This window comes from Nonomuraea sp. CA-141351 (genome assembly GCF_050944675.1).
Lineage (GTDB): Bacteria > Actinomycetota > Actinomycetes > Streptosporangiales > Streptosporangiaceae > Nonomuraea.
In genome coordinates this window covers 6,928,137-6,946,673 of the sequence record NZ_CP191982.1, presented here as the reverse complement: position 1 = coordinate 6,946,673, position 18,537 = coordinate 6,928,137, and the positions used below count along the sequence as shown (strand labels likewise).

Genomic DNA, 18,537 nt, shown 5'->3' with positions numbered 1-18,537 from the left:
TCACCACCGCACCGGGACTTCCCGCAGGCCGCCGACGACGAGTCCTTCGAGCCGGCGCAGGTCCTCCACCGGGACGGCGAGCTCCAGGGAGGGGAGCTTGCGCAGCAGCACCCCGAGCACGGCCTGCAGTTCGGTGCGGGCCAGCGCCTGCCCCAGGCACGAGTGCGCGCCGGCGCCGAAGGCCAGGTGCGGGTTGGGGCTGCGGCCCAAATCCATCTCGCCGGCGCCGTCGAAGGTGGTCTCGTCGCGGTTGGCCGCGGCCATGCTGCACACCACGGTCGTGCCGCGCGCCAGCACCGTCCCGCCGACCTCGGCCTCCTCGCCGATGTAGCGCGGCATGCCGAAGCCGGAGTTGGCGTCGAAGCGCAGCGCCTCCTCCACCGCCGTACGCACCAGCGACGGGTCCGCCAGCAGCCGCTCCCAGCGCCGCCGGTCGGCCAGCAGCATGCTCATCATCTTGCCGATCATATTTGCCGTGGTCTCGTGCCCGGCCATCAGCAGGGCGAGGCCGGTGGCCACCAGTTCGGCCTCGGACATCCGGTAGCCGTCGGCATCGGAGGCCGCGATGAGCTCGCTGAGCAGATCCGTGCTCGGTTCCTCCCGCTTGGCGGCAATGTGGGCGGCCATGTAGGCGGAGAACTCGGTCCGCGCCGCCTGGATCTCCGCGTCGGTGTAGCGGGTCAGGTTGAGCAGTGTGTCGGACCAGTGGGAGAACCTGTCCCGATCGGAGTCTGGGACCCCGAGCATGTCGCAGATCACCCAGACCGGCAGCGGGAAGCCCAGGCTCGCCTTGAGGTCGGCCGGCTGGCCGGACTTGACCATCTCGTCGATGAGCCGCTCGGCCATCGCCTCGATCCCCGGCCGCAGCGCGGCCATGCGCTTGGCGGTGAACCACTTGCCGACCATCCGCCGCCACCGCAGGTGGCCCTCGCCGGATTGGGGCAGCGCCTTCGCTGAGCCGGAGTTGAACACGCCGCCCGACTGGTTGGCGGAGATCCGGGCGGCGTCGCCGGCGTTCAGCTGGCGGGTGAAGCGTGGGTCGGACAGCACCTGCTTGACGTCCTCGTAGCGGGTGAGCAGCTTCGCCTCGTCGCCGCTGGGCAGCTTGATCCGCGCGACCGGGCACTGCTGACGCAGCTCCGCCCACTCCGCGGGCGGCTCCAGCGCCGCCTCGCTCGGAACCGGATAGCTCAACATCTGCTCACCTTGGCTCACGAGGAACCCTCCTTCGATCTGACTGGCAAATCGATGCTGTTAGTCTTAAGTCAAGCGACTGATTTACCGTATACCTCATTGCTCTCCTCCCCAACCCCCGTAACGGAGTCTTCGCATGGCCACAATCTCCGCCCATCCTTCTCACGCGGCCGGGCCGCCGCGGTCGAGCACCTTCGTGGTGGTGCTCGCCTTCGCCGGGATCGTCGTGTCGTTGATGCAGACCCTGGTCATCCCGCTGATTCCCGAACTTCCCAAGCTGTTGGGAGCCTCGGCGTCCGACACCACCTGGGCGGTCACCGCCACGCTGCTCGCGAGCGCGGTCGCCACGCCGGTGTGGGGACGGCTGGGGGACATGTACGGCAAGCGGCGCATGCTCCTGGTCAACCTGGTCCTGCTGGTCGCCGGATCAGTCCTGTGCGCCTTCAGCGACACCTTGACACCCATGATCATCGGGCGGGGCCTGCAAGGCCTGGCGTCCGGCGTCATCCCGCTCGGCATCAGCATCATGCGTGACGAACTGCCCACCGAGCGGCTCGGCTCCGCGACCGCCCTCATGAGCGCCTCGCTCGGCGTGGGCGGTGCCCTGGGCCTGCCGGCCGCCGCCCTCATCGCCGAGAACGCCGACTGGCACGCGCTGTTCTGGACCGCGGCGGGTCTCGGCGCCGTGGCCCTCGTCGTGGTACTGATGCTCGTGCCCGAATCGGCGGTGCGCAGCGGCGGCCGGTTCGACGTGGTCGGCGCCGCCGGGTTGTCGGCCGCGCTGGTGTGCCTGCTCCTGGCGATCTCCAAGGGCGCCGACTGGGGCTGGGGCGACGCCCTCACCATCAGCCTGTTCGTAGCGGCGGTCGTGGTGCTGCTGCTGTGGGGATGGTGGGAGCTGAGCATCCGGGAGCCGATGGTGGACCTGCGCACCACCGCACGGCGTCAGGTGCTGTTCACCAACCTCGCCTCCACCATGATGGGCTTCTCGATGTTCGCGATGTCCCTGGTGCTGCCGCAGGTGCTGCAGCTGCCTGAGGCCACCGGCTACGGACTGGGGCAGTCGATGCTGGCCGCGGGCCTGGTGATGGCGCCGTCCGGCCTGGTGATGATGGTCATGGCGCCCCTGTCGGCACGTGTGTCCGCGGCCATGGGGCCCAAGGTGACCTTGATGATCGGCGCCGTCATCGTCGCCGCCGGCTACGGTCTCAACATCGCTCTGATGTCCGAGATCTGGCATCTCGTCCTGGTCTCCTGCGTCATCGGAGCCGGTATCGGATTCGCGTACGCCTCGATGCCCGCCCTCGTCATGGGGGCCGTGCCAGTGACCGAGACGGCCGCCGCCAACAGCCTCAACACCCTCATGCGCGCCGTCGGCACCTCCGTCTCCAGCGCCGTGGCGGGTGTCGTCCTGGCCCAGATGACCATGAAGCTCGGCCCCGCCACGCTTCCCTCCCAGGACGGCTTCCGCGTCGTCATGGCCGTCGGTGCCGGCGCGGCGCTCCTCGCCTTCGTGCTCGCCTCCTTCCTCCCGCGCCGGAACGCGACCGCCGCCGCGGCGGCTCCGCACGCGGCCCCCGCCACGGCGACTGCCCCCGCGGACGCCCCGGCACGTTCCGAGGACGCGTTCGCGTCGGCCGGCGACCCTTGGGCGAACAGGCCGGACGGCGGCGTCGAGATCCGCGGCTTCGTCAGAAGCGATGACGGCCGCGCGCTCGGCCACGCCACGCTGACGCTGGTCGACGTGCGTGGCCACCAGCTCGGCCGGTCCCTGCCCCTGGCCGACGGCAGTTACAGCATCTGGACGCCCGGCATGGGCACCTATGTCCTGATCGCGTCGGCCGCCGACCGCGATCCGCAGGTGGCCACCCTCGTCGTGGGGGACCAGCCGGTCGACTTCAACCTGATCCTCGCCGGCTCCAGCAAGCTGACCGGTGTCGTACGCGACCTGGACGGCAAGCCGGTGCGCGGGGCGGTGGTCGTGCTGACCGACGTCCGCGGCGAGGTCGTCACCACGGGCGCGACCGACGCGGAGGGCTCCTACGGCTTCTCCGGGGTGAGCTCCGGCGGCTATACGCTCGCGGTCAGCGCGGACTCCTTCCGCCCGGCCGCCGTTCCCGTCGAGGTCATCGGCACCGGCCAGACCAGGCAGGACGTCGAGCTGCGGCCCGGCGCCCTGATCCGGGGCACCGTACGGGTGCGCGACCGCGGCCCGCTGAACGACGCGCGGGTCACGCTTCTGGACGCGGCCGGGAACGTGGTCGGCACCACGACCACCGGCGAGGACGGCGCATACGCCTTCGCCGACCTGACCGGCGGCCAGTACACCCTCATCGCCACCGGATACCCGCCCGTGGCCGACACCGTGACCATCAACGGCCGGGACGACGACGACCGCGACCTGTGGCTGGCCCACGCCGAGTAGCGCCCAACGCCCGGAGCAGTCGTTCCGGCGAGATCGTAAGGACTGCTCCGAAGGAACGAGCAGGGAGAGCAGGAGCACCATGTACACCAGCCAAGAGGCCGCTCACACCAGCCGGCAGGCCGAGCAGCGCGGCCCGAGCGGCCGCCGGGGCCTGCACGCCCTGATCCGTACGAAGGACGGGTGGCCCGTGCAGCAGGCGATCGTCACGGTGACCGACATGACCGGACAGCAGGTCGTGCGGGCCGAGGCCGACGCCGACGGCGTCGTGTCGAGCGGCCCCCTGGCGTCCGGCGTGTACACGGTCGTCGCCACCGCGGTCGGGTACGCCCCTGCCGCCATGACGGCGATCGCCACCGGATCCGGCACCGCCGAGCTGGGCACGGTGGTGCTGGCCCGGCAGGGCGGCGCCGACCTTCCCCCGCCCGGGATCTGGACGCTCGATCCCGCCCACTGCACGATCGCGGCGACGGCCCAGCATCTGGGGCTCAGCACCGTCCGGGGGCGGTTCACCGAGTTCGGTGGGCGGATCGAGATCGGCCCGACCCCGGAGACCTCCGCGGTGGCCGCCGACATCGTCGCCGCGTCGATCGACACGGGGAACAACATGCGGGACGACCATCTCCGCTCGGCCGACTTCCTGAACGCCGCCTCGTACCGGATGATCTCCTACCGCAGCACCGGGCTCACCCCCGCCGGCCCCGACCGGTGGATCGTGCACGGGACGCTGACGCTCGCCGGGGTGGCGCGGCCCGTCGATCTCGACCTGGCGTACCTGGGGACCGGCCCGGACCCGTGGGGCGGCCTGCGGGCGGCGTTCCGGGCCGAGACCGAACTGCGCCGCGAGGACTTCGCGATGACGTACAACCAGGTAGTGCGGGCCGGGGTCAATCTGATCGGCGCGACGCTGAAGGTGGAGCTGGACATCCAGGCCGTGCAGGGCTCATCCCTGCCGTAGGGGGTTCGCCAGGCCCGCGGTGAGGATCTCGAGGAGGCCGTCGGCGCGCCGCCCGCCGCGTGAGATCGGTCCGGCGAGCAGCCGCCATTGCGGTGGGATGGCCGCCCGGCCCTGGATGATCCAGGCCCAGGGCCGGGCGACCGTGCCGGGTTACGGCTGGGTGGCGGGTAGCTTCCCGAAGCCGACCTGGTCGGCCTCCTGATCGCCGCCGCGGTCGTCCAGGGTGACCACGAGCCAGCCCTTCGCCGGCGTGGCGGCGAGTTTCGACTGGTCCACGGTCAGCTGGACGCTGGAGGAGGCGCCCGGTGCGAGCGGCACGTACGCCCCCGTGGAGATCGCCGGAGCGAAGGCGTCGAACGCCGCCGCCTCGGTCTCGTCGACGAGCCCGTCGGGAATCAGCGAGAAACCGGTCGCCGAGTAGGTGAAGCGTGAGGCGCCCTCGGTCAGGCCCACCTCGGAGGCGAGCAGCGGCATCAACAGTGTGCCGCCGTTCATGGGAGCCGTGGCCACCCACGCGTCCACCATGGACCCGTCGGCCTTGAAGACGAACGTGGCGAATCGCCCGTCGAAATCGCCCGTGGTGACCAGCCCGTAGTCCGCGCCGACCAGGTAGTAGTCGCGTGTTCCGTCGTTGTTGACGTCGATCGAGACGTCGAACTCGTTGGCCGAGGCGTTGGACCAGCGGCCGGAGGTGTTGACCGCGAAGACCAGCGCCCGGTCGGTGTCGGCGCCGCCGAGTGCCGAACCGGGGAGTGTCTGCACGCCGACCGCGCGGATGTCCATCGAGTCCTCGGCGCCCTTGACGTCGTCGGCGTCGCTGATGCCCCAGGCGTAGACGTCCGCGGAGCCGGGGTGCACACCGTCGTTGCGTACATCGACAGACGTCACGAGCCCGCCGTCACCGGCCGTGTACTTGCCCGGCTTGGACGAGTGCACCTGGGACTCGGCGTCGGGGACGAGCAGGAACGCGCCCCGCAGCGGGTAGACGCCCTCGGCGGCCGTGCGCGGCGTGGCGGTGACCGCACCCTGGATGTGGACGACCGTACCGAAGTTGGAGGTCTCGGCGGCGGGAAGCGCGGCCACGGCCTGAGCGCTGAGCGACAGCGTGACCTGGACGGTGCGGCTGCTCTCCCGGCCCACGGTCACGGTCGCGGGAGATACCGAGACCTTCGCGCCGTAGGACTGACCGGTGAAGGCGGCCGCCAGGTCATAGGTGACCGGGGTCTTGCCCGTGTTGCGGATGGTGAAGCTCTCGCTCTGCCTGTAGGCGCCGTTCAGCGACTTCAGGCCGAACGACAGGTTGGCCGAGCCGTCCTTCGCCTCACCGATCACCGAGGCGCCGACCGCCTGCCGCGTGGCCACGACACCGGAGCCGGCGACCCTGGCGGTGTAGCCCGTGATCTTGGACGTGGCGTCGGCGGTGCTGACGATCGCCGCCTTGATCTGGCCGGGACGCCAGCGCGGATGAGCCTGCTTCACGAGCGCGGCCACGCCCGCGACCATCGGTGAGGCCATCGAGGTGCCCGAGATCGTCGCGGCGCCGGAGCCGGTGCCCACCCCGGTCGAGACGACGGCGACGCCGGGCGCGGTCACGTCCGGCTTCAGGAAGCTGCTGACGTTGGCCGGGCCGCCGGAGGAGAAGGAGGCGAGCTGGGCGTAGCTGGGATTGGGCACGGTCAGCGCCGCCAGCGTGGTGCTCTTGCCGTCCAGCGACGCGGCCGCGGCGCCGTCGGTGCTCTTGATGCCGAGGAACGGAATGGTGACCGTGTAGGACTCACCGGTGTCCGGGTCGGAGGTGATCTGCCCTTCCAGGGGCGGGTACGCGCTGTCGGTGTTGATCATCGCAACCGCGGCGGCGCCGGCCTTCTGGCCGAGGATGGCCCGCTTGACCCGGGCGCAGGAGCCGCGCAGGGTGATCACGAGCTTGCCGGTCACTCCGCCTGGGTAGGCGGTGAAGTCGGCGGGATCGCAGCCCAGCGAGAGCGGGCCGGACGGATAACTCGTACGCAGCACCGCGATGGGCAGGGTTCCCGAGGGCAGGGCCGCCTCGTTGGAGTTCTGCGCGATGACCTCGGTGCCGTTCGCTGAGATCTTCGCCGCGGGCAGCTGAGCACGTGCCGCGTCAATGGCGGCGACCGAGATGGCCGTCGGGGCGATGGCGGGTGCCCCGACCAGGTAGGCGTTCTGTCCCGAGTTGCCGGCGGAGGCGACCACCGTCACGCCCGCGCGGGTCAGCGTTCGAACGGCCTGCGCCGACGGCTCGTCGATGCGGCCGAAGGGCGAGCCGAGCGACATGTTGACGACGTCGGCACCGTCCTTGAGCGCCCGCTCCATGGCCGAGACGATGACGTCCTCGCTGGCCGAACCCTCACAGCCGAAGACGCGGTAGGCCATCAGCGAGGCAGCCGGCGCCACACCCGGTCCGACCTTGAAGGTCCTGGTGTGCGTGGTGGAGTCGTACGGACCTGTGTAGGTCTTGCCGTCAGCGGTCACGCCGAAGCCGGCCGTGCTGCCTGCCACGTGGGAGCCGTGGCCGTTGCAGTCGAGCGGGTCGGGGTCGGGCTTGGGCGTCGAGGCGGGGTCGTTGGCGTCGTAGTCGTCGCCCACGAAGTCATAACCGCCGATCACCTTGGCGGTCGGGAAGGTGCCCGGCTCGATCACGGCGCCGTTGTTGCCCTCGAAGTCCGCCGGATTGCCCGAGCCGCCGAAGTTGGCGTGCGTGTAGTCGATTCCGGTGTCGATGATCGCGACCTTGACGCCTGTGCCGGTCTTGTGGAGGTCCTGCCACGTCTGCGGGGCCCCGATATAAGGGATGGCGGCGGTGTTGTCGGCTCTGAACGTGCGTACCGGGTGCACGGAGAGCACTCCGGGGGTCTGCTGGATCGCCGGCAGGCTGCGCTGTGGAATCGAGGCGGCGATTCCGTTGAAGGTGTCGGTATAGGTGGTGAGGACCTGTCCACCCTCCGCCTTCACCTTCTCCTCGACGCTCTGCTGCTTGCCGTGGAGCGCGGCACGTAAGCTCGGCCTGTCGACCGTCTTGCCGGCCTCGGCGGCGTCGGCGGCGGCGTCGCCGACCGGCGTACCGTCGACCTGGATGAGGACCTTGAGCTGCCGGGTGGGATCGAGCGCGGCTGGTTTGAAACCGGCGTAGCCGAACGCGCCGTCCAGATGCTGGAAGCGATCTGGGCGGGCGGGTTCTGCGTTCGCGGTTAACGGCATCATGGTCAGCGGAATCGCAATTCCCGCGGACGCGAGCACTGCGAGAAGCGGACGCCTCTTCAAGGATCACCTCGGGTTGCTGCGTGGGATAGAGCTGATCAAAGAGTGAACCCGCCACAAACGCTTCAGATCGCACTTCGGTAACAAATGGAACACAGGTTCTGTAAAGGCACCGGTCGTCACCTGACCGCCTGTGACGACCGGCAGCCTCAGCAGCTCAGATCCGGGCAGCTCAACGCCAGCACCAGGCGGTCGCTCCCGTATACGCCGGCGTAATCGCCGCGGAATTCGTTGACCAGCCACACTTCTCCGCTCGCCGGCCAGTACGCGACGTTCTGCGCGTTGGCTGGAACAGTTGTCATGTAGTGGACGTCGAGTGTGCTCCGGTCGGCGGAAACCGTGACGCGGTGAAGGCAGGACTTCCGGTAATCGCCGTAAATGCTCGCCGTGCCGCCCGGCATGTAGCTGACGGGAGGCGCGCCATCGGGGCACAATCCGACCAGGATGCCGTTGCCGCCGGTGAACACGCCGCCTTGAAGTTCCCAGACCGGACTTGTCCATCCCTCGGTGGGGTGAACGAGCCCGTCGGAGCCGGTCTTGAGCAGGGCGGTGGACGCGTCCAGGGGCCAGCGGAGTATCTTCCCGCCAGAGGCGCCCTTCTTGTACTCGACAGTGGTGAGGTGGTCGGCACCGCTCCGATCGAGGGAGACGCCGTTGAAACAGGGCCTCGCCAGGTCAAGGCTGACGCACACCTCGGGCGAGTTGAGCCGGTAGTAGCCGATCTGCGGCAGGGCGAAGCCCGAGTATGCCGCCGAACAGACGCCGCCGGCGCAGCCGACGTTCCCTGACGTCGTGGAGTTCATCTTCCAGAAGTGGGTGAGGTCGAAGACCCGTACCAACCGGTCGCCGCCGGACACGGCCGGGTCTCCGCCTGTGACGAGGAAGAGCTTGTTGCCGTACCACGAGATGCCGTCGGCGTGGGTGGCGATCTCGTGGAAGCCCTCGCTGGTGCCGTCGGGTTCGACCAGCACGACATGCCGGTAGGGTGCTCCCGCCATTCCGTCGGTGACATCGACGAAAGTGACCCTGGCCAGGCGATTGGCCCCGTATTCGTGGGAGGCGCCGCTGCGCCAGCTCACCGCCACGATCTTCCGGCCGGCGCAGCCGTCGCAGGGCGGGTAGAGCACCGAGCCGTTCATGCCGTCGCCGCTGCCCGTGAGGCCTTGCGGGAACCAGTTCGCGGTCGTGTCGTCGGTGCTGTTCCAGCAGAATCCGCTGACGTGAACCGAGAGGTGGAGGTCGGTGGGGTGGCAGATCGCGCGGGTGGAGTAGCCGCCGGTGATGACGGTGTCCATCCTCACCTTGGTCACCGGCAGGGTGGAGGCGACCGCGTCACGCTCGGCCATGGTCGAGGTGAAGGCCAACGGCCGGACCTGGGCCAGTTGGGGGGCCGTCAACGCGTAGCCAGTGGCGGCGTCGGCGGGCAGGGGGACGATCAATAAGGAGGCGAGCAGCAGGACCAGGGCGGCTAATCGCGAGACCAAGTTGTCCTCCCGGGACGGGGAGGCCGACGCCATCCCCTGTTATGAAGGTTTCCTGCATTTCTTACCCCAGGCCCCCGGGAAGGTCAACGAGTCGACGGGACAATCCGCGTTACTTAATGAGGATTCCTGCGTATTGCCGGGAGTTTCAGCCGATCGGCTCCGGCATCCGGATCACTTGGTAGGCGAGCTGGATGGCGGCGCCGGTGACCGGGTCGCCCAGCTCCACGCGCCAGCCCTCCGCGAACTGGTCCACGTCCTTCGCCATGGGGATCGTCCCCGAGATCAGGACGGTGCCCGGCAGCAGGTCACCGCGATCGCGCAGCACGTCGATCCAGTAGGAGGGCGGCAGCAGCTCGGCGAGGGTGCCGTTCTGGATCTCGACCTCTTCGGTGCCCTGTGTGATCCAGGCCCGGAGTGTCAGGTCGTCGATGCGCTCCTGGACGTCGGCCAGGCGCCAGGCCTGTGAGGCCAGCACGTCGGGGGCGGCGTTCTTGCTCCATGCCACGCCGTGCGCCTCGAGCTCGCGGTCGGTGTGATCGCATGCGACCGTCAGAAGCAGCTCGCCGTCCTCCGCGACCACCAGCGCCCATTCGGCCTCCCCGGAGGTGCGCCCGTGCTGGACGCTGACGTGGCCGGTCTGCTGGGCGAGGTAGGGCGCGATCGGGTAGAGGGCCGGGGTGACCTTGGGGGCGGGCACTCCCAGCTCGGCGAGCTCGGCCACGTGGGCGGCGACGTCCGCCTGGCTCCGGCCGGCGTATCCGGCATTGAACACCTGTACGACGTCAACGGCCTGGTGAGAGCCGTCGGATAGCGTGAAAGTCAGCCTGCTCATGGTCCTCCTCGGACGGTCGCCCGTTTCGAAGCGGTTAACTTCTCAGGGCGGGACTTGCGCATACGAACGGTATACAGCAAGTATGCCGTAACGCGTCAGCGCCACAGGACAGGACGACATTCATGCACAATCCAGACACCCCGCCCCCGGTCCGGCCAGGAGCCCGCCGCGCCTTCGTCGCCAGCCTGACCGGAACCGCCCTGGAGTGGTACGACTTCGCGGTCTACTCCGCGGCGGCGGCGCTGGTCTTCGGCGACCTGTTCTTCCCTTCGGAGGACCCGTTCACCGGCACCATCCTGGCCTTCTCGACCTACGCCGTCGGCTACATCTCCCGGCCACTGGGCGGCTTCGTCTTCGGCCGCCTCGGCGACGTGCTGGGCCGCAAGAAGATCCTCATCGCCACGCTCGTTCTCATCGGGGTCACGACGCTGCTCATCGGCGTCCTGCCTGCCTACGACACGGCGGGCATCGCGGCCCCCATCGCGCTGGTCCTGCTCCGTTTCGGCCAGGGCGTCGGGGTGGGCGGCGAGTGGGGCGGGGCAGTCCTGCTGTCCAGCGAGTTCGGTGACCCGCGCCGGCGCGGCTTCTACGCCTCGGCCGCGCAGATCGGCCCGCCCGCGGGGAACCTCGCGGCCAACGGCGTGCTCGCGCTGCTGGGAGCGCTGCTGAGCGAGGACCAGTTCCTGTCGTGGGGCTGGCGGGTGGCGTTCCTGCTCTCGGGCGTCCTGGTGGTCTTCGGGCTGTGGATCCGCGTGAAGCTCGAGGAGACACCGGTCTTCAAGGCCATGGAGGCGGCCCAGACCCGGCCGGAGGCACCGATCCGGGAGGTGTTCACCACGCAGCCCCGCGCGCTGGTGGCCTCGATTCTCAGCCGCATCGCCCCCGATGTGCTGTACGCCATGTTCACGGTGTTCGTCCTGACCTATGCCACGCAGGAACTGCACATGTCACGCGGCTCGGCGTTGACCGCGGTGCTCATCGGATCGGGCCTGCAGGTCTTCCTCATGCCGCTGGCCGGCGCCCTGTCCGACCGGGTCAACCGACGTGCGCTCTACGGCTGCGCCGTCGTCGCCGCCGGCGTGTGGCCGTTCCTGTTCTTCCCCGCCATCGGCGGGGGCAGCTGGCCGCTGCTCATGATCGGCGTCGTCGGCGGGCTGGCCATCCACGCGTTCATGTACGGCCCCCAGGCGGCCTTCATCGCCGAGCAGTTCTCCCCGCGGCTGCGATACACCGGTTCCTCGCTGGCGTACACGCTGGCCGGGATCGTCGGCGGGGCGATCGCGCCGGTCCTCTTCGCGACGCTGCTCGGCAGTTACCGCTCCTGGGTGCCGCTCGCCCTCTACATCGCGATCGCGGCGGTGCTGAGCTGCGCGGGCGTCTATCTGGGCAGGAACGCGGACCACTCGGAGGACGAGGAGTTCGAACGGCTCAACTCCGTGGGCTCCCGGTGAGCCCGGCCGGACGCCTCAGGCCCCGAGCAGAACCCTCAGGGTCGTCTCCAGGTGGGCGCTGATCGCCGTACGGGCCGCCTCGGCATCGCCCTTGGCCAGCGCGTCGTAGATTTCCCAGTGCTCCCTGAGCACTTCCTGCTGACGGCCGGCCTGGCTGTACAAGGCGATCACCCCGGCCCGTATCTGGCGGCTGCGCAGCCCGTCGTAGTGCCTGCTGAGCAGGGAATTGCCGACGGCGGAGACGATCGTGGCGTGGAACAGGCGATCCACGGCGATGAACTCCCTGGCGTGCTCAGGGCCGCTCAGCGTGCGCTGGCGGTCCATGAGCTCGGAGAGCTCGGGCAGTGGCGTGTTGCCCGAGCCGATGACCTGCTCGGCCGCGTAACGTTCCACAATGCCGCGCAGCTCCATCAGCTCGGTGATCTCGCGGCCCGACAGCGGCGCGATGTGCGCTCCGCGCTTCGGGACCAGCTGGATGAGATCCTCGGCCGCCAGAAGCAGCAAGGCCTCGCGGATCGGCGTGCGCGAGACGCCGATCCTGGAGGCGATCTCCTGCTCTGAGAGAAACTTCCCCTGCATGTCGGGATCGGTCAGCACGGTCTCTTTGAGATACGCGTACGCCTTGTCTCGTCCGGACTGCACGGGCCCTCACCATCGATCGCATACAGCTGGTATGCAGAAATTACCATGATGCCCGCTCCCCCTGAGAAGGACCATATGGATCTGATCCCGACCGCACAAACGCCCGGCGACGACGCGGCCAAGCTGTCCGACGCCGCCGACGCGACCCTGATCCGCCGTCTTCACCGCGCCCTGGCCCGGCGGGAGGCCACCTCCGACGGTCCTCCGCCCGTTGCAGCCGAGGGCGAGGGCAGGGCGCGGCATGTCCGCGACGGCGGCCCGTACACCTGGACGGCCCCGCACGGATGGACGCCCGGTGACGTCCGCCCGGGCGCGGGCCTGCTCGACGGGTGGACGCTGGCGGTCAAGGACCTGATCGCCCTGGCCGGGCGGCCCATCGGTGCCGGCTCCGCGCTACGCGACCACGCGGCGGCCGAGACCGTGACCGCCGAGGTCGTCGCCCGGCTGATCAGCGCCGGCGCGGAGGTGGCCGGGACCACCGCGTTGCACGAGTTCGCGTTCGGGACCACCGGGATCAACCGGCACACCGGAACCCCTGACAATCCGAACGCCCCCGGCCGCATCACCGGCGGGTCCAGCTCGGGGTCGGCGGCGGCCGTCGCCGACGGCTCCGCGCGGCTCTCCCTCGGCACCGACACGGGGGGTTCCATCCGGATTCCGGCCGCCCTCTGCGGGGTGGCGGGCTTCAAGCCGTCCTTCGGCCTCTATCCGGCCGCCGGCGTCTTCCCGTTGAGCGCGTCCTTGGACCATGTCGGGCTGCACGCCCGCAATGTGGCGGACCTCTGCCTGGCGCATCGGGCGCTCGGGCACACCGTCGGCGAGGCCGTGGGGCGTATCAGGTTCGGGGTGCTGACGAGCGATGTCGAGGCGGCCGACGGCCCGGTTCGCGAGGCGATGGAGCGCGCGCTGGCCCGCCTCGGCGAGGCCGGTCACGATCTTGTCCCCGTCGAGGGGCCCGCACCTGAGCTGGTGTTCGCCACGAGTACCGCGATCATGTTCACCGAGGCCGCGGCCGTGCACGAGCCCACACTCGGCTCCCTCCACTACGGGCCCGACGTGTACGGCAGGCTGGCGACCGGTGCGATGATCGGCGGCACCACGTACCACAATGCCCTGATCGCCAGGCAAGGCCTGATCGCACAGGTCCGAGCGTTGCTGGCGGACGTGGACGCCCTGATCGGCCCGACCGTGCCGCTGCTCGCCCCCACCGTCGAGGCGGCCACGCAGGACGGCGCGCTGCCCGCCCGGCTCGTCGCGAACACCCGGCTGGCCAACGTCACCGGCCTGCCGGCCGTCTCGCTGCCGCTTCCCACCGCCGGACCGCCCATCGGCCTGCAGCTGACCGGGCTCGCCGACAGCGACGTGCTCGGTCTGGCCGCCGTCGTGGAGAGCGTCGTCGGCGGTTCCCAGACCGCCATGACAGACTGCCTGACCGGGAGATGATCGTCCATGGCAGACTCATGTGGCGGGGATGTGGTCGGCGGAGTTCGGCAGGGGTGCCTTGTTACATGGACGGGTCGCCGAGAAGGCGGAGAAGCCCATGGGTACGGACCGATGATCGGTACCGCGAAGAAAGGCTGGCCGGCGATCAAGATGGGATGGAACCCCATCTTCTGACCGTGCTCATGCCATCGCCCGGAGCCTGATGCGGATGCGAAGCGCGAAGATCGTACAGTTCTGTACGTGGAGGTGCGGTGATGCCGGAATGGCTGCAGGCGGGGCTGTGGGGGCTGGTGGCCGGCGGGGCACTGGTCCTGGGGGCCGGAGTCGCCTGGCGGGAGAGGGTTCCGGAGCGGGTGATCGCCATGATCATGGCCTTCGGGGCCGGTGTCCTGATCTCGGCGCTCTCGTTCGAGCTGATGGACGAGGCTGAGCGCACCGGCGGGCTCTTACCGACCGCCGCCGGCTTCCTCGCCGGCGCCTGCGCCTACGTGGCGGCCGATGCGCTGCTGGCCCAGCGCGGCGCCCGGCACCGCAAGCGTTCGGGCGATCAGCAACCGAGCGAGGCCGACGTCCAGGGGAGTGGCGCGGCGATCGCCATCGGCGCCCTGCTCGACGGCGTGCCCGAGTCCGTGGTGCTCGGCCTGTCTCTCGTGGGTGGGGGGAAGGTCGGGCCCGCCGTGGTCGCCGCCGTGTTCATCTCGAACGTTCCCGAAGGGCTCTCCAGCGCCGCCGGGATGAAGCGCGCGGGCCGCAGCGCCCGCTATGTGTTCGGCATCTGGGGAGGCATCGCGCTGGCCAGCGGCCTGGCGGCCCTGCTCGGTGATCTGACCATGCAGTCCGCCTCGCCGGCGGCCACCTCGGTCATCATGGGCGTCGCGGCCGGCGCGATCCTCGCCATGGTGGCCGACACGATGATCCCCGAGGCCTTCGAACGCGCGCACACTCTCACGGGGCTCATCGCCACGATCGGGTTCCTGGCGGCTTTCGCCATCGAGCGCCTGGCGGATTAGCGATTCCACACCCGCTTCATGACCGCGCCGCGGCGCTGTCCTTCGGCGACGGCGCGCACCGGTGTCCCGGATGGCGTCGGCGCCCCGCGTGAGCGTCGACAACGACATCGGCGGATACGAGATCCGCTGACAGTCAGAGCGGGGGAGTGAGCGGAATTCCAGCGATCGTCCAGCGATCGTCGAGAGAGAATCCACGGCACCGCCGAACCATCCCTGTATGAACCGTGGAGAAGAGCGGTATGGAGACCGGCTCTACTCGCACCAGGATCCCGCTGAGGCAGACCGTCTCGGGGCCTTGGCGCAGGTCTTCGACCCGTACTCATTCGAGCGGCTGCGGCCTCTCGTCCGCCCAGGCTTTCGAAGCTGTGACGTCGGAGCCGGGCTCGGAACGGTCGCCCAGTGGCTGATGAGCAATTCCGGCGCGGAAACGGTCGTGGTCGACACCGATACTCGCAACCTCGGCGGTCGCGGCTTCCGGGAGATCCAGGCCGACATCACCGATCCCACCTTCGATCCGGGCCTGTTCGATCTGGTGCACGCACGTTTCGTCCTGATGCACCTGCGTGAGCGAGACGCGGTGCTGAGGCGCATGGCGAACTGGGTGCGGCCCGGCGGCTGGCTGGTCGTCTCCGATTCCTGGGAGCTGGGTGCGCCGACCTCGCCGTGTACGGCGTACCGGGAGACGGCGGCCATGGCGAGTGACCTGGCCGCGCGGACGACCGGCAGCGATTTCAACGCGGGCCGGCGATATCCGCGGCCCATGGCCGAGCTGGGATTCTCGCAGATCGGTTTCGCGGTCGATGTCCCCGTGATCGAGGGAGGCGGGGCGCTGGCCCGGTTCTGGGTGAGTACGGCGAACGCGGCCCGTCCCGCGCTGGTGCGCGAACTCGGATCTGAGACCGTCGACAGCGCCTTGGCGTATCTCGCTGATCCGGATACCCGTGACATCGGAATCGCGATGGTCACCATGTGGGGACGCCGCGCCTGACCGTACTCCCGCAGCGAAACCCTGATCGCCGAAGGATCTCGTCGCCACGCCCCCGGAGGCAGTTGATGACCGCCACAGAAATGCTGTTCAACCCGTTCGCTCCAGGTTTCACCGACGACCCCTACCCGACCTATCGCCGAATGCGCGAGGTCGATCCGGTGCACCAGCATCCGTTCGGATTCTGGGTCCTGAGCGCGTACGACGACATCGCGGCGCTGCTGCGGGCCGGGCTCTCGGTCGACGACCGGGAGGTCACAGGCGGCCAGATCCGCGAGCAGATGGACCAACTGGACCTCGGCGTGCTCAACATGTCCATGGTCCATCGCGACCCGCCCGACCACACGCGGCTGCGGTCCCTGGTCGGCAAGGTGTTCACCGCACGCTCGGTCGCGGCGATGGAAGGCGAGATCACCGGACTCGTCGACGCCGCGCTCGACCGGATCGAGGCGGCCGGGCACGCCGACCTCGTCGAGGCGCTGGCGTTCCCGCTGCCGTTCGCGGTGATCTCGAAGATGCTCGGCATGCCGCCGACCGACCACGCCCGCATCCGGGAGCTGACCGGGGTGCTGGCTCTGTCCCTGCAAGTGGTCACCGATCCGGAGGTACTCAAGAAGATCGCCGAAGCCGGCCGGGAGATGACAGAGGTCACCAAGGAGCTGATCGCCTGGAAACGGGCGAACCCGGCCGACGATCTGTTCAGCGCGCTCATCGCCGCCGAGCACGAGGGCGACAAGCTCAGCGACGACGAACTGATCGCGCAGGTCGTCATGCTCTACATCGCGGGACACGAGACGACCGTGAACCTCATCTCCAACGGCACGGTCGCCCTGCTCCGCAACCCTGACCAGCTCGCCCTGCTCCGCGCCCGGCCGGAGCTTGCGACCAACGCCGTGGAGGAGTTCCTGCGCTACGACAGCCCGGTCCAGCAGTCCAAGCGGATCACCCTGACCCCGTACACTGTGCGCGGCCGTACGATCCCCGCCGGCACCTTCGTCTTCGCCTGCCTGGCCTCGGCCAACCGCGACGAACGCTTCTGGGGCCCGGACGCCGACCGGCTCCGGCTGGACCGCCCGAATGCCCGCAGCCACGTGTCCTTCGGCGCGGGCCCGCACCACTGTCTCGGCGCGGCGCTGGCCCGGCTGGAGGGACGAGTGGCCATCGAGCGCCTGGTGCACCGTTTCCCCGGCCTCGCCCTTGACGGCGAGGTGGAGTGGAACGGCCGGATCAACCTGCGCGGCCCGGCAAGACTCCCTGTAGCGGTTTAGGCGCCCCGGTCAGAAGATGTTCTTCAGAAAAGGCAGCAGAGCCTCGGCCGTACGCCCGGGAAGCTCCGACATCGGGTAGTGGCCCGCGTCGTCGATCACGACAGCCTGCCCGCGCAGCAGCGACGCCTGGGTCTGCGCCTCCGCAGCCGGGTCGGGGAAGTCGGGGTCCTTGGCGCCCATGAGGACCAGGGCCGGGCAGCGGACCTGGGGGATGGCCTGCTCGGCGTCCGGCTCGCGGTTGAGGAGCATGGTGCGCATCGCCTCGTGCCGTCCGGGGTCGCGCAGCATGGCCACCAGCTTGGCGCGGTGTTCGACCAGGTCGGCTGGCTTGGCGGTACGGTGCGCCGTGGCGTAGTAGAGGCTCCACAGCCGCGGGGACGAGGCGATCAGGCGGACGAGCGCGCGGACGGCGAAGTTGAGCGGGATGGCTCGGATGAATCCATCGATCGGGACGATGCCGGCCACCCGCTCGGGCGCGTCGGCGGCGGCGCGGATGATGCCGCCTCCGGCGTACGAGTTGCCGAGCAGGACGGCGCCGGGCGCGTCCAGCTCCTCCAGCAGGACCACGATGTCGCCGCCCACCGCGGACTGGGAGTAGTCGTCCCATCCCGCCGACGACTCCCCGTGGCCCCGCAGGTCCATCGTCACCACCCGGTACCCCGCCTCCACCAGTGGCAGGCGCAGGAACCGGTAGGCCTCGCGAGTGTCTCCCAGGCCGGGTACGCACACGAGGAGCGGCCCTTCGCCGACGGAGTCGTAGGCCAGGCGACCGCCCGGTACGTCGATGAACATGTCAGCACCTTTCTAACTGAGGACATCGACGGCGAGGCCCAGGACGAGCAGCAGCGTCATGACGCTGCCGGAGACGATCGCGCGCCAGGTGAAGGGTGCGCGCCGCCATACCGAGCGGAAGTACAGGATGGCTCCGGCCACCAGGAGGACCCCCTCGACGGCGGCCGTAGCCCAGGGGGTCTGCCACAGTCCGAGGCCGAGCAGCGGCAGGCCGCCGGCGTTGCCGGGCAGCAGGGGCAGGTCGGCGCGGTGGACGAGCAGGTCGAGCAGCCAGTGGCTGAACACCACCGCACCCAGCACCAACCCGGTCCTGCGGCCCCACCGCCATGCGCTGAGGCCGCCGTACAGCGCGGAAAGCAGCAACGCACCCAGCAGTGAGTGGGTGTACTGCGCGTCGATCAGGGCCTCGCCGTATGTCCCCGGGGCGACGGCCCGGAAGGACTCGATTCCTCCCGCCAGGTACAGGGCCACGAAGACGACGTCGAGGAACTGCGTGGCGAGCATGAGCGACCACAGCGGGACGCGCGGCTGGGTGGCCTTGACCGCGGCGGCCAGTCCGAAGTGTCCGACGAACATTCAGCGCCCCTTCGTGGGGATACGGGTGGCCCAGTGGTCGAGCCCGCCGCACAGCACGGCGAACAACAGTAGAAAGATCAAGAAATCCACACGCTTCTCCCTTACGTCTCGGACCCTGCCTGGCGGTACGACGTTAGGGATCAGGGGCGTCCGCCCGGTATCGGACGATTGACTGGTGCCGCCTGTCAGCTCGTCCGGCGG

14 protein-coding genes and 1 pseudogene are annotated in these 18,537 nt (G+C 69.7%); 8 read left to right on the top strand and 7 right to left on the bottom strand.

All coding sequences use genetic code 11. From position 1 onward, the window contains the following. Complete coding sequence (locus tag ACQPWU_RS32920) at positions 1–1,197, bottom strand: cytochrome P450 (RefSeq protein ID WP_433445349.1); 1,197 nt, start codon at positions 1,195–1,197, stop codon at positions 1–3. Positions 1,198–1,330: 133 nt separating this feature from the next. On the opposite strand from ACQPWU_RS32920, the pseudogene ACQPWU_RS32915 reads away from it, so the two are divergent. From ACQPWU_RS32915 to ACQPWU_RS32905, 3 genes and pseudogenes are all read left to right on the top strand, one after another. Then, positions 1,331–2,809: pseudogene (locus ACQPWU_RS32915) on the top strand (MFS transporter); the annotation flags it as partial. Between the two features lie 198 nt (positions 2,810–3,007). Further along, the gene (locus ACQPWU_RS32910; RefSeq protein WP_433445347.1) at positions 3,008–3,619 is read left to right on the top strand and encodes an MSCRAMM family protein; all 612 of its coding nucleotides are present in this window, start codon (positions 3,008–3,010) and stop codon (positions 3,617–3,619) included. Between the two features lie 79 nt (positions 3,620–3,698). After that, complete coding sequence (locus ACQPWU_RS32905; protein WP_433428614.1) at positions 3,699–4,574, top strand: YceI family protein; 876 nt, start codon at positions 3,699–3,701, stop codon at positions 4,572–4,574. Between the two features lie 150 nt (positions 4,575–4,724). On the opposite strand, the gene ACQPWU_RS32900 is transcribed toward ACQPWU_RS32905, so the two are convergent. The 3 genes from ACQPWU_RS32900 to ACQPWU_RS32890 all read right to left on the bottom strand — a co-directional run bounded on the left by ACQPWU_RS32900 (position 4,725) and on the right by ACQPWU_RS32890 (position 10,169). Beyond that, positions 4,725–7,796, bottom strand: a complete 3,072-nt coding sequence (locus tag ACQPWU_RS32900; protein ID WP_433428612.1) for a S8 family serine peptidase — start codon at positions 7,794–7,796, stop codon at positions 4,725–4,727. A 206-nt stretch (positions 7,797–8,002) separates the two neighbouring features. Beyond that, on the bottom strand, positions 8,003–9,337 hold the full coding sequence (locus ACQPWU_RS32895) for a hypothetical protein (RefSeq protein ID WP_433428610.1): 1,335 nt from the start codon (positions 9,335–9,337) through the stop codon (positions 8,003–8,005). Positions 9,338–9,482: 145 nt separating this feature from the next. Next, on the bottom strand, positions 9,483–10,169 hold the full coding sequence (locus ACQPWU_RS32890) for a DUF2848 domain-containing protein (RefSeq protein ID WP_433428608.1): 687 nt from the start codon (positions 10,167–10,169) through the stop codon (positions 9,483–9,485). Between the two features lie 122 nt (positions 10,170–10,291). Between ACQPWU_RS32890 and ACQPWU_RS32885 the strand changes: the two genes are divergently transcribed. Further along, positions 10,292–11,620 (top strand): MFS transporter, encoded by a 1,329-nt coding sequence (locus tag ACQPWU_RS32885; protein WP_433428605.1) that lies wholly within the window; start codon positions 10,292–10,294, stop codon positions 11,618–11,620. 15 nt (positions 11,621–11,635) lie between these two features. On the opposite strand, the gene ACQPWU_RS32880 is transcribed toward ACQPWU_RS32885, so the two are convergent. Continuing rightward, the gene (locus ACQPWU_RS32880) at positions 11,636–12,262 is read right to left on the bottom strand and encodes a GntR family transcriptional regulator (RefSeq protein WP_433428602.1); all 627 of its coding nucleotides are present in this window, start codon (positions 12,260–12,262) and stop codon (positions 11,636–11,638) included. 75 nt (positions 12,263–12,337) lie between these two features. Between ACQPWU_RS32880 and ACQPWU_RS32875 the strand changes: the two genes are divergently transcribed. From ACQPWU_RS32875 to ACQPWU_RS32860, 4 genes are all read left to right on the top strand, one after another. After that, positions 12,338–13,705, top strand: coding sequence for an amidase (locus ACQPWU_RS32875; protein WP_433428600.1), 1,368 nt, complete (start codon positions 12,338–12,340; stop codon positions 13,703–13,705). 254 nt (positions 13,706–13,959) lie between these two features. Beyond that, entirely contained in the window at positions 13,960–14,715 is a 756-nt protein-coding gene (locus tag ACQPWU_RS32870) for a ZIP family metal transporter (protein WP_433428598.1), read from the top strand. Positions 14,716–14,932: 217 nt separating this feature from the next. Further along, positions 14,933–15,703, top strand: a complete 771-nt coding sequence (locus ACQPWU_RS32865) for a class I SAM-dependent methyltransferase (RefSeq protein WP_433428596.1) — start codon at positions 14,933–14,935, stop codon at positions 15,701–15,703. A 65-nt stretch (positions 15,704–15,768) separates the two neighbouring features. Then, positions 15,769–16,968 carry a cytochrome P450 gene (locus ACQPWU_RS32860; protein WP_433428593.1) on the top strand — a complete coding sequence of 400 codons (1,200 nt, stop codon included), beginning with the start codon at positions 15,769–15,771 and terminating at the stop codon, positions 16,966–16,968. A 9-nt stretch (positions 16,969–16,977) separates the two neighbouring features. Here the strand turns inward: ACQPWU_RS32860 and ACQPWU_RS32855 are convergent, their stop codons facing one another. Together ACQPWU_RS32855 and ACQPWU_RS32850 are read right to left on the bottom strand one after the other, a co-directional pair. Continuing rightward, positions 16,978–17,760, bottom strand: coding sequence for an alpha/beta fold hydrolase (locus ACQPWU_RS32855; RefSeq protein WP_433428590.1), 783 nt, complete (start codon positions 17,758–17,760; stop codon positions 16,978–16,980). A gap of 12 nt (positions 17,761–17,772) precedes the next feature. Beyond that, positions 17,773–18,336: a permease gene (locus ACQPWU_RS32850; RefSeq protein WP_433428588.1), complete on the bottom strand. Its 564-nt coding sequence runs from the start codon at positions 18,334–18,336 to the stop codon at positions 17,773–17,775. Between the last annotated feature and the right edge of the window lie 201 nt (positions 18,337–18,537).